General features: G+C 41.3%; 20 protein-coding genes. 16 read left to right on the top strand and 4 right to left on the bottom strand.

All coding sequences use genetic code 11. The annotated features are described in order from the left end of the window. Positions 1-798 precede the first annotated feature (798 nt). The 14 genes from DESYODRAFT_RS14805 (at position 799) to DESYODRAFT_RS14870 (ending at position 9,692) form a co-directional block, all read left to right on the top strand. Positions 799-1,032, top strand: a complete 234-nt coding sequence (locus tag DESYODRAFT_RS14805; protein ID WP_169315925.1) for an RHS repeat protein — start codon at positions 799-801, stop codon at positions 1,030-1,032. A gap of 64 nt (positions 1,033-1,096) precedes the next feature. Next, complete coding sequence (locus DESYODRAFT_RS14810; protein ID WP_007784346.1) at positions 1,097-1,615, top strand: hypothetical protein; 519 nt, start codon at positions 1,097-1,099, stop codon at positions 1,613-1,615. A gap of 265 nt (positions 1,616-1,880) precedes the next feature. Beyond that, a complete protein-coding gene (locus DESYODRAFT_RS14815; protein ID WP_007784348.1) occupies positions 1,881-2,294 on the top strand; it encodes a hypothetical protein in 414 nt (137 codons plus the stop codon). Between the two features lie 236 nt (positions 2,295-2,530). Then, positions 2,531-2,902: a hypothetical protein gene (locus tag DESYODRAFT_RS14820; RefSeq protein WP_042338622.1), complete on the top strand. Its 372-nt coding sequence runs from the start codon at positions 2,531-2,533 to the stop codon at positions 2,900-2,902. Further along, positions 2,836-3,132 (top strand): hypothetical protein, encoded by a 297-nt coding sequence (locus tag DESYODRAFT_RS30080; protein WP_486599016.1) that lies wholly within the window; start codon positions 2,836-2,838, stop codon positions 3,130-3,132. Before DESYODRAFT_RS14820 ends, DESYODRAFT_RS30080 begins: the two co-directional genes overlap by 67 nt. A 33-nt stretch (positions 3,133-3,165) precedes the next feature. Beyond that, positions 3,166-3,702 (top strand): hypothetical protein, encoded by a 537-nt coding sequence (locus tag DESYODRAFT_RS14825; protein WP_042338623.1) that lies wholly within the window; start codon positions 3,166-3,168, stop codon positions 3,700-3,702. Between the two features lie 55 nt (positions 3,703-3,757). Beyond that, positions 3,758-4,051: a hypothetical protein gene (locus DESYODRAFT_RS14830; protein ID WP_007784351.1), complete on the top strand. Its 294-nt coding sequence runs from the start codon at positions 3,758-3,760 to the stop codon at positions 4,049-4,051. A 401-nt stretch (positions 4,052-4,452) separates the two neighbouring features. Next, complete coding sequence (locus DESYODRAFT_RS29580; protein ID WP_282433030.1) at positions 4,453-4,581, top strand: hypothetical protein; 129 nt, start codon at positions 4,453-4,455, stop codon at positions 4,579-4,581. 271 nt (positions 4,582-4,852) lie between these two features. Further along, a complete protein-coding gene (locus DESYODRAFT_RS14835; RefSeq protein WP_427854295.1) occupies positions 4,853-5,164 on the top strand; it encodes an immunity 53 family protein in 312 nt (103 codons plus the stop codon). A gap of 707 nt (positions 5,165-5,871) precedes the next feature. Beyond that, positions 5,872-6,234, top strand: coding sequence for a hypothetical protein (locus tag DESYODRAFT_RS14840; RefSeq protein ID WP_042338624.1), 363 nt, complete (start codon positions 5,872-5,874; stop codon positions 6,232-6,234). An 18-nt stretch (positions 6,235-6,252) separates the two neighbouring features. Continuing rightward, a complete protein-coding gene (locus DESYODRAFT_RS14845; RefSeq protein ID WP_007784357.1) occupies positions 6,253-6,555 on the top strand; it encodes a hypothetical protein in 303 nt (100 codons plus the stop codon). A gap of 168 nt (positions 6,556-6,723) precedes the next feature. Beyond that, positions 6,724-7,107, top strand: coding sequence for a hypothetical protein (locus tag DESYODRAFT_RS14850; protein ID WP_007784358.1), 384 nt, complete (start codon positions 6,724-6,726; stop codon positions 7,105-7,107). Positions 7,108-7,209: 102 nt separating this feature from the next. After that, positions 7,210-7,422 carry a hypothetical protein gene (locus tag DESYODRAFT_RS14855; RefSeq protein ID WP_042338625.1) on the top strand — a complete coding sequence of 71 codons (213 nt, stop codon included), beginning with the start codon at positions 7,210-7,212 and terminating at the stop codon, positions 7,420-7,422. 1,793 nt (positions 7,423-9,215) lie between these two features. Continuing rightward, on the top strand, positions 9,216-9,692 hold the full coding sequence (locus DESYODRAFT_RS14870; protein WP_157137184.1) for a hypothetical protein: 477 nt from the start codon (positions 9,216-9,218) through the stop codon (positions 9,690-9,692). Positions 9,693-9,999: 307 nt separating this feature from the next. Here the strand turns inward: DESYODRAFT_RS14870 and DESYODRAFT_RS14875 are convergent, their stop codons facing one another. Further along, the gene (locus DESYODRAFT_RS14875; protein WP_007784364.1) at positions 10,000-10,812 is read right to left on the bottom strand and encodes a DUF3102 domain-containing protein; all 813 of its coding nucleotides are present in this window, start codon (positions 10,810-10,812) and stop codon (positions 10,000-10,002) included. A gap of 293 nt (positions 10,813-11,105) precedes the next feature. Here DESYODRAFT_RS14875 and DESYODRAFT_RS14880 point away from each other — a divergent pair, with 293 nt between their 5' ends. Beyond that, entirely contained in the window at positions 11,106-11,330 is a 225-nt protein-coding gene (locus DESYODRAFT_RS14880; protein ID WP_007784365.1) for a DUF1659 domain-containing protein, read from the top strand. 40 nt (positions 11,331-11,370) lie between these two features. Beyond that, positions 11,371-11,610, top strand: a complete 240-nt coding sequence (locus tag DESYODRAFT_RS14885) for a DUF2922 domain-containing protein (protein WP_007784366.1) — start codon at positions 11,371-11,373, stop codon at positions 11,608-11,610. 318 nt (positions 11,611-11,928) lie between these two features. Here the strand turns inward: DESYODRAFT_RS14885 and DESYODRAFT_RS14890 are convergent, their stop codons facing one another. The 3 genes from DESYODRAFT_RS14890 to DESYODRAFT_RS14900 form a co-directional block, all read right to left on the bottom strand. Then, entirely contained in the window at positions 11,929-13,113 is a 1,185-nt protein-coding gene (locus DESYODRAFT_RS14890; protein WP_007784368.1) for an aminotransferase-like domain-containing protein, read from the bottom strand. A 43-nt stretch (positions 13,114-13,156) separates the two neighbouring features. Then, positions 13,157-14,671: a MocR-like pyridoxine biosynthesis transcription factor PdxR gene (gene pdxR, locus DESYODRAFT_RS14895; protein WP_007784369.1), complete on the bottom strand. Its 1,515-nt coding sequence runs from the start codon at positions 14,669-14,671 to the stop codon at positions 13,157-13,159. Positions 14,672-14,889: 218 nt separating this feature from the next. Further along, positions 14,890-15,186 (bottom strand): FtsE family protein, encoded by a 297-nt coding sequence (locus tag DESYODRAFT_RS14900; protein WP_052315266.1) that lies wholly within the window; start codon positions 15,184-15,186, stop codon positions 14,890-14,892. Positions 15,187-15,460: the final 274 nt, after the last annotated feature.

Below are 15,460 nucleotides of genomic sequence, written 5' to 3' on the forward strand. Positions count from 1 at the left end.
GGCCATTACAATTACTATTACTATCGACATGAGTGCGAATGATAATTTTAATCATGCATATACTTATGCGGGATATAGGTATGATAGAGAAACTGGGCTGTTATTTCCTCACTGCCAGGTATTATAATGCAGGAATTGGAGCTTTTTTCATAGCTGATGAATTTGTAAGAAAAAGAAAGAAAGATTTACTGTGTCATTAATACCAAATAAGAGGGGATGTTCTCATGGTATTAAGCAATTATCTACCTTGGCAACTAAGTGTATTACTACTAACATTATCGTGTATTGTTTGTATTTCGTATTCGGTAAAGTATTGGCGTTCAGGATATAAGATAGTTGCAGTATCTTTTTTTGGATTTAGTATTCTAGCTGCACAAATGGTTTTGGGTTATTTAAGAGGAAGTGGATATAATGGGGATTATAACAAGAGGTTTCAAAATTGAAACTGGCCTAGTTTTCATTTCGATGTTGATTGGAGCTGTTTGGAAGATTAAGAGAGAAGATAACAAAAGATATAAAGATGCTCTTAAATTCTTGATAGTAATTGGGATAATCCTAATAATTCTTCAAATAATGGTGTTTATATCTTTGAGGTAAAGAATTGTCGAACCTACTGTTTAGCTGTGATGCTTAGGTCGGCAAAGGCCTTCGAAGTTCGTCTCGAAGGCCTTTTTCCCTCCCTAAGGGACTGGTTCTTCTATACCCGAACCCCGGAAGGAAAGCTACTCTCGATTTATATCTTTCGCCCTGTTAGAGGCTATTGGAACTATTATTACCACCATTACAATGCCCATGGGGATGTTTGTAGCGGTAACGGATTCCAATGAAGCTGTGTACCTGCAGTATGCTTATGATCCTTATGGAAATGTCATCAGTGTTAAGGATGGTGCCGGAGGAAAAGCAAAAGACATCCATTTAGATCATACTGAAAAACCTGGCTCTCATCCTTGGCCACATGCACATGAATGGATTGGTAACAAGCGAAAGCAATTGGTAATAAAGAATGGCGTCCAGCTACCCCCGAAGACTTAAGTGATATTCCAAAATCAAAATTTCCAAGTAGGTATCGCATACTGCCGTAAAAGGAGTGTAGAACATGAGTACTATATGTTTTGGGATTATTGAATTTAATATAGATTTAGACGACACAAACATGGCTTATCCCTTGACTAGGGAATTAGTTGCAAAATCTCTGTTCCACAATTATTACCTTGAGCTTACCAATCGTGTATTAGACCCAATGTCTAGGGATATACTTGATAGACTTCAAACATCGAATATGCTAGAAGCTAAAAATATTATGGAATTTTATTTAACTGATGCGCCAATTGCACCAGATTTTGGATCGGGACTACAAGAATTTTTAATATTGCAAGAACAATTAGGCGAAATACCATATAACAGTAATTTCTGTAAGTTTTTCAAAGAACTTTGGACGAATCAGATGATACAAAAAATTGTTATTATATTAGGATGGGATTTAAGTATCTACGAGCAATTAGAACTACACCGAGTAAAAGACATTAATGAAATGTTTCAATATGTGGTTACCGATTATCTGAAGACACAAGGAGAACTCAATTCAGTATTTGTTATAAGTAAAGGAGTAAACTAAATTCAATCATTACAGTTATCGTTGGCTGTCTCATGAGACAGCCTTCCTTGCCAACAGATTTTTACCTGGTTGGAGCCTTAACGCAGGCTTCACAGCGGGAGTGGGTGGGATTGGACAAATGCAAGGTACCTCTGGATTTGCAACGGAATATGTTATTGAAATTCCTCAAGCTGGATATTTAATGTATACCAGGATAATTGGTAGGTTTTCCCCAGGTAGTTTTGCAGGGCCAATTGTTCCCCATTTTTAAACGGAGGCTAATAAAATGTTTAAAGAAGTAAAAACAAGTACTATTGGATATATACTTTTTGGACTAGGTTTAATCTATGTAATTTTTTCTGTTTTAATTGGAGGAGAAAAGGCTCTAAAGATTGAGCCTGATTTAAGAAATCAATTTAGCATGATAACACCATTCCCTGGAACGGAACAATATGATTCCGATTATATTGTGAAAGAAGGTTTAGTAGATCTTGATTGGTTTTATCGAAGTAGTGTTCCTTTTGACGAAGTATTTAAGCATTATACTGACGAGTTAGAGAAAAATGGGTGGAAATTTCATATGAAGCAAAAAAACAGAGATGGAACCGTGTCTTATTATTTCAGACAGGGAGATTATTTCGCCAATATTACTTTTCTTGATAATTATCATTTCCAATTTAATCTTAGGTGGGCAATGTAGGTGAATAAAAAAGATTATTATATTTCTAAAATGTGACAAGGAGAAAAGGAACGACTTAGGGATAAAACCTTCGGCTCGTTCCTTTTTCTACCATGGGAACTCTCGAATTTTATTAATCCTAGGCGTAATATGCAGTGCGATACGTTTCTAGGTCAATAAAAGCTTAGAATTCAATATTACTATTCATAGAACTAACATATTGAAAACAATGGTCCTGCCATCACTCATAAGGAGGAATGTATTCCAAGACGGATCAACTCCTGGGCTTTAAGCCTAAATATATATCCAGTCCTGACGTCCCCTATGCCTTTCTCTATTCCCTCAACAAGTTGGTGGAAAAAGTCTCGGCAGCGGACAAAGACACTCTCTTTAAGTACGATGAAGGCAGCAAGCTGAAGTTACAGACGAATCCCAATGGTGTGGAGGATCGCTTCGATTATAATGAAGGCAATCAGCTGATTGGTACCTCGACCTCAAACCCGGCACCAATACAAAAATCACGAACAAGTATGAGTATGATGACGATGGCCGACTTAAAAGCATTACTCGTGACGGTTCAGAAGATCCAACAACAAAATATGTTTACAACAATGGCACGGAAAAGCTGAACCGCTTAACCCAAGCCGGGATCACGAATGACGGAATAAACTACACTCTGGATTACAGCCATGATCCGGCGGGAAACCTTAAAACCATGGAGCTGCCCAGCGGGCAGACAAATACCTTTGCTTATGATGGGGATAATAAGATCAGCTCTATCAGTGGGTCGGCGAGTAATGTGAGTTATGATGCCAACGGGAATCTGATCAAGCTGACGGTTAACGGCAAAACCCTGTAATATGTCTATGATGCAGCTAACCGTTTAACCAGCGTGAAAAACGGAGCAGGTACTGTCATTGCCAGTTACACCTATGACGGGGATGGCCAGCGCCTTACGAAAACCGTGGGATCGGAGACCATAACTTATCATTACTTTAAGGGTCAGCTGATGTACGAAACCTCCAATCAGTATGCGGATAAAGTGACCGCCCGCTATACCTGGACCTCGGAAGGAAAACTGCTCTCGATTTGTATCTTCCGTCCTGTTGAGGTCTATTGGAACTATTATTACTGCCATTACAATGCCCATGGGGATGTTGTGGGAGGAGGACGATGGGTAGATAAACCCTTGGAAAGCCTAGGCAAGATAAGATATGGTGGAGTGGTTGCAGGAGTGTCTGGAATAGTAAATACTGCACTTATCTCAGCGAACCCAGCATATACATCTTTGCAAAAGCAGCAACTAATTAAACGTAACTGGATATTTACTGGACTAGGCTTTGTAACAGGTGTGTCAATCGGCTTATTGATCCCTGGCGTAGGATGGGGCATTTACTGCCACCTTGGTAAGCTCAGCCATAATTTATGAGGCTCAATCATTTACGAAGATAGAACTATAAGGCGAAAGAGTTAGGAGGTGTCCAATGCACGGTTTAAACGACTGGATAGTCCTGGTTCTTACAGGTATCCTTATGGCACTAGTTGTTGGAAGAGTACTTGCTATTTTCATCAATTTTATAATTGGTTCTTTGGAGATATTCAACAATTTATTTATTTCATTATTTTCTTCTTTCTTTTTGCCCTTTGTTGGATATTATTTCTTGAACAAATTCGGAGAGGAGTTTTTTCAACGGCATTTACTATTTGTTGTTGCACTCTTAAGTCTTTTACTAGGATTACCAAACCATATCTATGACGTACAAAAGAGACAACAGTAAAAATTTGAATATTGCTGAAAAATAACTGGACTCTGATTAAGTTTTTAATTGAATTTTGCAAACACATGCGAGGAAGGTTCAAGCCTAAAGGGCTTGGTCCTTTATAATCGGGTAGGAGGCTGATCATTAGTTGGTCAGCCGACCTCCCACAATGTCAGGTACTATAATGCAGAGATTAGCAGGTTTTTGACGTAGGATACCTTCTATGGAGAACCTTCAAATCCTCAAGGCCTGAAAACATACGCTTATACAGGAGGAGACCCTGTAAACAGGATTAATCCTAGTGATCATTTCTAGTTCCTTTGCCATATTTGGGTGAAGGGGTGGTTATGGCTTTAATCGTTATTGGAGAATATCTAGCAACAGTAGCTTCTGCGCCCGATTTTCAATAGGATGTTCAGATGACAGCCATGAATTTAGCTGAAGGTGACTATGTAGGAGCGGCAGTAAATGCGCTATCCTCAGCTGTACCGGGTGTGTCTGCTGCAGAAGTTAAAGCAGCTGTGAAGTTAGCCAAGAATACTGATTGAGCCGCAAATAAACTTAAGCCAGATTTATATGCAGTTGGGCCACATAGTACCCTTTAAATGCGACCCACTAATTAACAAAAACAACGAACTATAAAACTTATAAGTTTGCAGATCTTAGAAATCCAAACACGTGGGAACGCATCAAACGTTTTGACGGAATCGGGAAGCCACACATGATAAGATAACAGGTGAAATTCTCATGCCTCATGTTCATGATCCACTGGTGCCTGGTGGGGGTCGAATCCCGAACCTTTGGGAAATGCCGTAAGGAGTGCTTAAATTGAACTTATTAAAATGGTTAGAAGATTGGTATTACTCGAATTGTGACGGTGATTGGGAACACTTATATGGTGTTACAATTTCTACGTTAGACAATCCTGGTTGGACTATTAAAATTGAGTTGTTAGAAACATTTATGGAAACTAAACAATTTCAAGCTATTAAACATTTTCGCACAGAAGAAGACTGGATTGACTGTAAGGTTACAAATGGGGTTTTTACAGGATGCGGTGGGCCAAGAAATTTGGAAGAAATAATTAGGATCTTTTACAAATGGGTAGAGAGCAACGAGGAAAAGAATTGATCACGAAAGCTTCCTCAACACTGACCACGATGAACTAGGGTACCACTAAAAACAGGAATCAGATCTAAGTCATCTCAAAGGTCTGAAAGAGGAGTCCTTCGTCTCGTAAGAAGGACTCCTCTTTTGATAGGGCAGATGCTTTTCAGGCATCTAGCTATCCATAATCCGAACACGAGCAAACAATGAGTGTTTCACATGCAGGCAGTAACAATCTCAGCGAAAAAGATCGACTGCTCTTTGCTATGTCTGCACTTGGAGCAATCTCAATGGGAAAAGCAGCTGTTTAGGTGTAGATGCGGTTGGAACAATACGGCTATCCAAAACTAGGGACGGAATTAGTTGGATTTGGTGCAGATACGGCTGGTTGGGCAAACACACAAGCCAGTATACAGTCCATGGATTGGCTGAGCCCCCCTACTTTTTTAATATCTCATTGAATGAGAAACCTAAAGGGTTTGACTAAATATATATCACAAAACTTGCGGTGGAGAAATGTAAGCAGACGGCAAATACGTTCAGAATGCCTGAGATCCGGTCAGCTTAGACCAGCAAACCCAAACTGACCAGGCCGGCAACTCTAAAACCTACGCCTATAATGCCGGAAACCTGACAATGGAATCCCCTAAGCTTAAATCGATATGCTTATGTCCATGGGAACCCCATTAGTTTTGTTGATTCGACGGGACATGATGTTAGGGGCACCGGGGATGGATTTAGGTGTGTATCTGGAGTATCAGGAACTGGAGCTTCCCCCGACTGGCAGTTATAATACCCCATCTCCGAAGAAAACGGCCCCAAGGACAAAGCTTTCAAAGGACATTATCACAAAAGCTGGTACTTCAGCGACTTATGCTGGAATTATAGCAGGCGTAGTAGGTTTAGGGTTGATTGGTGTTACCGCTGTTGTTGGATCCTCGGTTATTTTAACAACTGTTGGTACTGCTGCCTTCGGTTTAGGTTTGCTGTTTGGTGAGGTAGCGGCTATTTCTCAAAGTATTCAATATGGTATGGGCTGGGATCCTAGCGCTGCCTTGATGGATATTGGTGCTGGTATCGCAAGCTTATACTAATTTAAGGAGTGTTTTAGGTTGGAAAACTCTCTAACACAGGCGTTTCTTGGTTTACTCGTACTTGATGCCGTAGTAGCAGTAGGTCTATGGTTTATTCTAAGTCGAATTACAAAGCTCACTAAAGGCAAAATTACGAGTATCGTTGCTGCTGTTGGTTTTTCACCGTTCTGTGGGATTTTCACATGGGCTTTGTTCCCTGAAATTGGGGTATACTCTCTATTCCTGTTAGGGATTCCTATTTTCATGTTTTTTATAGGACCTTTTTACTGGCGATGCCTTAAAACTTATCAGGAAATTCTTAAGAAATCATACAAAAATTAGTAATTTTGGTTTTGCAGCATCAGCCTGGTTACTGGAGTAGTATTTTCGGCAGAAGCATCAGCTTTAACAATTACCACAGTGGGTTTGACCGCTGCTTTTGCAACATCCTATTGCTGGAGGGCCGTTAAAAGAAAGATATACGATATTAAGCTTTTAGGAGGTATTTAAATGCTTTTTAGCTACCTACCGTGGCAACTTAATCTTATAATTCTTTCAATTTGTTTGGTAATAATTCTGTACCAATTAATAAAATTCTGGAAATCAAAACTGAAGATTTTATCAATTGCTTTTGGAATATGGGTAGTATTAATAATCCAATTGGGAATTGATTGCTTGAGGGAAGGGTTGGGATATAAAGCATTATTTATATTCCTTACAGAATTTTATATTTTATTGGTAATAAGTATTTTTCTAATGATTGCTGGAACAATGAAAAAGCTTAAAAAGGAAGATGATTCAAAAATAAGACCTTTTGTCAGATTCGTAATAATAATGGTTTCAATTTTAGTTACTTTATTTATAGCTATTCTTATATCTATACAAAACATGTAATATATTATACGAATCATTTGGGTAAAAAGGAGTTATTTAACTGAAAATTCACCTCAATAAATGAGGGAGTTTCCTGTTTTTGCTTAATAGATCTGTTCTTTTATGACATACCAAAAGCAGTGCCAACGGAAGCGCAAGCAGGCAACGGTTTCTAAAACACCCACTGGCCCAATCAGTCATACTTTCGACTATGATTACGATAAGGTAGGAAATCTGATCAGCTCCGTCGAAAAGGATGGCAGCGGCACGTTTATCGGAAGTATCACGGAACCTTCATCGGGAGTATTCCAAGACGGATCAACTCCTGGGCTTTAACCTTAAGTATAAGACAAATCCTACAGTCCCCTACGCCTTTCTCTATTCACCCAACAAGTTCAAATGTTAGAATAATATTTAGAGAGTTAGAAAAGAAGAATAATGCCTTACATTTGGGCCTTCTTTCTTTTGCTCTCACATTAAAAAAGTAGAGGTCAAAAAGTTGAAAAAATATTTTATCGTTAAACCTTTGATGATAACAATAATAATTTTCTATTTGTTTGGAATATGGATTGTGAGTATGTTGCTATATCTATTTATTCCACATGAAATATTTAGTGTTTTTTTCTTAGGACTATGTAGTGTAGTTTTTATTAGCATAGTTTACAAACTTTTGAGTCAGAAGATTGAGATAAGCGACCAAGGTGTTAAGTATAAAACCCCATTTACTTGCTATGAATTAAAATGGCACGAGATTAAGATAATCGGGATTGCAAATTTTAATTTTTTGGTGAGCAAACACCCTTGGCTGTATTTCTCAGAACAGGAACGATACCTTGATAGTTTATCTAGAATGAAAAATGTTTCAGGATTTCTTATGATGAACTACAGAAAGTGTATAATAACTGAAATTAAAAAATATTGGCAGGGAGAAATTTTTTTCTCCGACTAGTTTGCAATTATTGAAATAACAAATAGACCTTGTAATTATAAGATAAGTCAACTGATGGTTTGGCTCTTTTTTCTTTGTACTAGGCGTAGCCATCTAGGGAAGATGTGTTCTTGCTGTCCGGTCTTTCCCCTTTCTTCGTTGCATTATTTCAATTCTGCCGTGAGTTTTCGGCGACAGAAAAGATGTCAAATTCCTGGGTGTCACTTCCCGAGCTATTTGGCAGTAGAATTCTCGGAAATCACTGACAGTTGGAAGTCATTATTTTTAGAAATGTCTGTCATTCAAAAAGTGACCTCTTCCAAATGTTAGTGTCAGTAGAAAAAAGATAAACCGCTTTAATGTCATCTTCGGAGAAAAACATATGAGTTTCACCGGCTTTACGAAGGCTATGGAAGACATAGTCTTTGGTTTCTCTTCAGAGAGGCCGCTTAGATGAAAACGAACATTGATGCATTGGCCGATGGCTCTTAAGGATAGCAGCTTCATGCGGTATTTCAGTTCCGGTTGCCCGCTAAGAATCAAAGCCAAGGGAGACATGGACCCGAGGCTTTTGTTCGCCGTCCCATGAATGCGCATTTGGTAAGCCTTCTCTAACTAAGCCCCAAAATACTCATTAAGTTGATCACTAAAAGAAGTGTTAGAAAGCAAATATCAGCAAAATGCGTAACAAGGGTTCAGTCCATTATAGGGAACCCCCTTTTTGTCTAAACGAAAACCGCCTACTATGTAAGTCCTGAGAGCTCAGCTTTGACCTCCAGTATAAATCAAATCCTGCGATACCCTAATTGTATTCATTACTCTGAATGCTGCGGTGGGCGGATGTGGCGAAGCTGCCCGACCCCGGAAGCACTCTCGTCTTCATCCTCTGTTGATGCTGTCCTGTCGACAACTTATGCGGGATATTGGTATGATAGGAAACCGGGCTGTATTTCCTCAATGCCAGGTACTACAATGCAGGGATTGGCAGGTTTTTGACGAAGGATAATATTTATCTGGACCTAGAACCGGTGACTATATTCAAACTCTTGAATGGGCTGAAATGGTATCCCTATTAAACGAACCGATTGGACAGATCATGGTCGTCCACAAAATCATACTAACCCTCACAATCATTATGCAGAGCTTATTAACGGTTCGTGGTGATTTAAGTGAAAACTTTAAATTAAGGGAGGAATTGATCTTGCAGGTTTTCAGGGACAACCGCTTTGAATATAGCTTTTTATTGGGAAAGGAGCAGTTTTCAGCTGAACTAATCTGTTTAGGCGATCAACTAGGAAAAATTTTAAATTGTATTAAGTATGAACTGAGAAATCATTGCTGGTTTGTGTTTGATGTCTTTGGGAGTTCGCACACTCTTATGAGCTGCCTGTTCCCTCAAGACCAAGCAGGGATATGTTTGATTAATACAACTGAAGAATTAATTGAAAAGGTTAAGAAGGTAATTCAATTTGAGCGCGGTGTTTTCATCGCATTTCCAATAAATAAGGAAGTACTTTGGAAGAAAAACTTACTACCACAAACTGAAGCTTTAGAGGGACTCCATCATCCAGAATCCGAAATAGAGATAAGAGCCTTCGATTATAGCTACTTTGAAGTTTATACACTAAGGGATACATTGAGTAAAGTTTTTAGATCATGTTTCAAGTTCCCTGTATAGGTGCCTAAAAATGCTCGGGTCGGAAAAGGCCTTTGAAGTTTTGTCTTCGAAGGGCCTTTTTCCTCCCTAGGGAACTTAATGCTGACTTTTAGTTCATCATTACTATAGCCGGAGATGTTATAGAGTAGGTAGGCAAAATCAGGAAGATGGTTAAAGTCAAATTACAGTCTAATTACAACATACCTCACGGCAGTTTAGGCATCTGCTCTCCTCTTTGAAAACAAGGACTGATGCTCTGCGAACTTTCTTCGTTTTGCAGCAGTCCCTTCAATTATCCCAAACCGGCCTGCACCTAAATCCGCGGGCCTTACAATCTCTCCGCTATTTTCCCGATCAGCCCGCTTACCTCACTTTTATACGTTTCATGAGCTTCGGGGTCTACCGGAGCTAGCTTAGTCAGTTCCTTCAATAACTCTTCAAATTCTTTGGCTATACTTTTGTAGAGAAAGCCGACTTTGTTGGCTGTCAGCCCGATCCGGGCGGCTTTGATCTCCTTTTCCAGAGCGGTGACTTTCACAGCTGAAGCCTCGCTTTGCTTGGCTGCCTCCAGCTTCTCCTGTAACGTCCTGATGGTTAACTCTTTAGTGTGGATGGTCGCTTGAAGACCGGAGGCCTGTTTTCTCAACTCATCCCGCTCAAAAATTATTTTAGTGGCTGCGTCTTGGTTAACTTCCAGGGCATTTTGGAGCTCCGCTTTCTCGCTAAGGGCCTGGTCCCTTTCCAGGACTGCCTGCTTAAGCTCCCGGGTAGACATGCCGGTCACATCATTTTCTGCCATAAATGACTCCCGTTCCTCCTCGGGAATACCCAGGAGGATAATTGCCTGGGTGTAGCTCAAATTCGGAATCGATTCCGAATTTGAACCGTTCTGGGCGACGGTCAGCTTGTCCCCATACTCATCAAAGACACGCATCAGTTTGTTGGCCGTGCTTTGGGAGTAACTCACCGAACTCTCCAGCCACTTTCCCCATTCTCCATGATTGACCATGGATTTGGCCTCCGCCAAGCGCCGTCCGATCTCGACTGAGCTGTAAAGCAGCATTCTGCCGGTCTGATCTTTAATACTATTAATTTCGGCCGCTATAATCTGCGGCGTCCGCTCAGTTAATCCGTTCGCCATGTTTTTCAAGCTCCTCTTCTTATTCATAAGCTTTTCCGGAGGAAAAGCTCCCATAAGACAAGACGGATTTGAACAATCTTACTCATAGCCTATGTGTTCAAGCCCTCACTTGTGACAATAACAAGGGCAAGACCGTAAAGAACGCCGGAGCATAGGCACTTCACGGTTTTGCCCTTATTTTGTCACAAGTATCCCGGACAAGGGTAACCCCTGCCGGACAAGGTGCATAACATAAGATAAAAAGACCGGCCAAGGCTTGGCCAGTCAAACTTCAAACAAGGGGGAAATTATTCATGACTATCATTTCGTCAGGGGTGGAAACCGAAATGGTTGTGCGTTATCAGACCGGGACAACTGCCGAGGGCTCCCCGGTTATCCGGCAAAAAAGCTTTTCCGGACTGAAGATGGACGTGTCCGATGAGGACCTTTATGAAGCAGCAACCACCTTATTCAATTTGCTGGAATATCCGTTGGTATCCGTGACCCGGAATAACCGCTTTGACCTGACTGAGGAATAGAGGTCTGTTCAATCAATCATAAAGAGGAGGGAATATTAGTATGGCAAATACGCAGCAGAAGACCCTTCGGCTGACCTTTGCTACAACCCTGGGAAGCACATTTACTCTTACACTGCCGGCACCAAGGGAAGATCTGACTGCCGCAGAAGCTGAGGCCGCTATGGAACTGATTATCGCAAAAAATATGTTTCTCACTACCGGCGGTGAATTGATCGGCAAGAGAGATATAAAAATTACGGATTCAACTACAACCGATTTATATGATCCGCCCCAGTATTAAAGCGCGCCAGACGAGAAATGCCCCGCTTGCCGATGGCAGTTGATTTTTTGCGGCCCTATGGCCGCTCTTATGGATAAAACCCGGCTCCAACCATGGCAGTTCAAATTCGGAATCGATTCCGAATTTGAACAGAGACCAGACGACGATCCTCGCTCCCGGTTACATCCGGACAAACTTAAGAATGCGTATTACACTCAACCATTTTCGTAGTAGCCAAACAATTTCAACAGTTGGTGAATCCTAAGAACCAAGTCTCAGACAAGTCCGCTTTGATTCCGGATGATACGACTCCCGCAAAGACAGGTCGAAGAATTGAACTTAAACAGCCTCTTTTAGAACCCCCGCAAGACACTTAATACCTTCGACGAGCCTGTCTTCCGGCATGTTTGAAAAGTTAATTCTGAACGTATTTTCTTTCCCTCCATTGGGGAAGAAAGACCCACCCGGAACAAAGGCGACATTTTTCTCAAGACATTTAACCAGAACATCCCTCGCGTTAATATGAGGAGGGAGTTCTACCCAAGCGAACAGACCTCCCTGGGGCTTCGTAAATGTTACACCATGAGGGAATTCAGCCTCCATTAATTGAATGGTAATATCTCTGCGTTTTCTGTATATCCGGCGTATTTTTTCGATATGTGTTTCTATATCATAAAGTTCAAGGTATTTGCTGATCTCCCTTTGAGCAATCGTATTGCACTGCAGGTCAGCGCCCTGCTTGACAAGTACATAGTTTGCTATTGCACTTTTGTCACCTGCTATCCATCCGATTCTGTAGCCGGGACAAAATATTTTGGAAAATGTTCCGAGACAAAGAACACAACCCGTCTTATCAAAGGACTTTACAGATGGCAAAGGCTCGCCTTCAAACCTCAGTTCGCCATACGGATTATCTTCAATAACAACAACCTGATGCTTTTCAGCGATATCTGCCAGCCATTTTCTCCTCTCCAGGCTCCATGATCTGCCGGTTGGATTTTGAAAATCAGGAATTACGTAAATGATTTTTACTCGTTCGGTCGTCTCCATAATACGCTCAAGTGCGTCGGGGATCATCCCGCAATCGTCTGTCGGCACTTCCCGAAACTTACAGCCATAGGCTTTGAAGGCGCTGATTGCTGCAAGGTATGTCGGGCTTTCACAAAGTACAGTGTCTCCCTCATCGAGAAACACCTTGCCCGACAAATCAATCGCCTGCTGGGATCCATGGGTTATCAGGATATTGTCGGCATCGAAATTAGTCCCGCGTGTAGAATTCATTCTTTTTGCTATCCACTCCCGCAGAGGTGCATACCCTTCAGTTGTGGCATATTGGAGTGCCGCCTGACCATCTTCCTCCAGCACCCGCCGGTTTACCTCCATAATTTCTTCTACCGGGAAAAGCTCGGGTGCCGGCAGGCCTCCTGCAAAGGAGATAACTTCCGGCCTTTCGGTTACCTTTAGAATCTCCCTTATTTCTGAAGCCTTTAAATAGGACATTCTTTTTGCAAATTTGAATTCCATTTTATTCCTTCCATCCTTTACGTTATTTCATTTATAAGCCCGCTTATACTATGGGATTGATTTCCAGGATTGAATATAGATCATCATTGCCCTTTTCTGCCTCCAGCTCTTTCATGGCAGCGCATAACCGTTTAATCCCTTCCTCAATATCCTTAAGAGGTGCATAGGTGAAATTGAGTCTTATGAAGTTATCACCTTGTCCTGAAGAAAAGAAGGGTGAGCCCGGCACAAAGGATACCTTGTAATCAGCGGCTTTTGCTAAAAGCTTTAATGATGAAATGCCATCCGGAAGCCGGCACCAGAAATAATAGCCCCCTTTCGGCCTGTTCCATATTAAATCCTTAGGAGCATATTTAGCCAGAGCCTTATACATAATATCTCGTCTTGTTCGGTACTCGCTGCAAACCTTATTTAAATGAGCTTCAAGTGAACCGTTTTCAATAAATCTTTCCACAATATACTGTGAAAGGCTGCTTGAGTGCAGGTCAATTAACTGTTTGGCCGATGCAAATTCCCGTATTATTTTTTTGTGAGCCACCATCCACCCCAGTCTCAGACCGGAGTAAATGTTTTTCGAGAAAGTACTCAAATAAATAACATACCCTTCGTTATCCAGGGATTTGAGCATCGGGAGCAAATTACCCTCATAACATAGATCGCCATAGGCATCATCCTCAAGAATCATTACATTGTGTTTTGAGGCAAGTCTCACAAGCCGTTTCCTTCTTTCCAGCTCCATTTCAGCTCCTGAAGGGTTCTGGAAAGTTGGTATGGTATATATAAGTTTAGGTCTGTACCTGTGCAGCAGCTGTTCGAGCACATCGACATTCATGCCTTTGTCGTCAATAGGAACACCGATTACTCGCGCTCCGGCTGTTCTAAAAACCTGAATGGCGGGGAAATATGTGGGTTCTTCCACAACAACTATATCTCCGGGATCGATTAATATCCTGGCAGCCAAATCAATGCCCTGCTGGGAACCGGAAAGTATCATAATTTCATCGGGCCGGCAGTAGAGCCCTCTCTTTTGCATAAGCCCGCAAACGACCTTACGAAGAGATATAAACCCCTCTGTTGGAGTATGAAGTAAAGACCTAAAGTTTCTGTTATTTACAACTTCATTTTCAATCCCTTCCAGTGCCTCAATTGGGCCGCTTTCAGGGGATGCTATACCGGTAGCAAATGAAATAACATCGTTTCTGCTTGCCAGCATCAATAGATCTTGCACCAAGCAGGAATCAAATCTGTTCGAGTATTGACTAAAAATTTGATTCCATTGAGGCTCCCGTGAAGAGCCGCAACCGCTCAATTCCTCATCGAGATAGGAAAGCACAATAGTACCGGCTCCAACTCTGGAGCCAATAAGCCCCTCAGCCTTCAGTTCACTGTAAGCATTTAATACTGTCGTTCGATTAACGCCAAGGTTTTCTGCCAGTTTTCTCTCCGCTGGCAGGCGAAATCCGGGCAAAAGCTCCCCAGATAAGATTTGGCGACGTACTTGCTCAATAATTTGGACATAGACCGGTGCATCAGAGTCCCTGTTAATTGTTACCTTCATACCAAACCACCTCATTGGATCAATCCATTTTTTATTTTAATGGCACATCTGCTGTTAATCAACAACCAATATAAGATTTTTTTACTCATCCAATAACAAACCTGGCCACGTGAGCGAGTGTGGCTACAGGAAAAACAGATAACGGAAGTTCATGGAAGTAAAATATCAGGAGATTTAACTACAGCTCTGGCAATAGCTACTCTCTGACATTGACCGCCTCAAAGCTCCCGTGGATATTTATCTTTAAAGGCCAGTACATCCAAAAGTGTCATCGTCTCATGCACCTTTTGGCGAATTGTCTTTTCATCGAGTTTTAAACACCGGAGCGGAAAAGCCACATTGTCATAACAGTGCCTGTCCGATAACAGCCGGTAGTTCTGCGTCACAATGCCAATATGTTTCAGCCGATACGCCGCCATTTCCTCCCTACTCTTTGGCAGCTTCATCTCTTTAAAATAATAGTCGCCTGTATAATCCAAGTCCAATCCAGCAAAGTATTGCCAACACCGAGGCACATAGTATCACCAACCAGGTCATATACCCAATCCAAATTGATATTAATAGCTCCGCAATCGCCACGACGCGGGCATAGTTTCTTATTTCTGTAAATCTATATAGCAACTATCTTGATAAATCAAAGGCTCTCCAAAAAGACTTCCTTTTCGTTTGTCCGAAAGGGAAGTCTTTTTGATGTTAGTGGTACAGTCAGACCTGCTGCCTCCAATATATGCCTGTATCAGCGATTGGCAAAAACAGGTTAATTTTTCGTAATTAATTTAAAAATCAATT

The organism is Desulfosporosinus youngiae DSM 17734 (assembly GCF_000244895.1).
Classification (GTDB): domain Bacteria; phylum Bacillota; class Desulfitobacteriia; order Desulfitobacteriales; family Desulfitobacteriaceae; genus Desulfosporosinus; species Desulfosporosinus youngiae.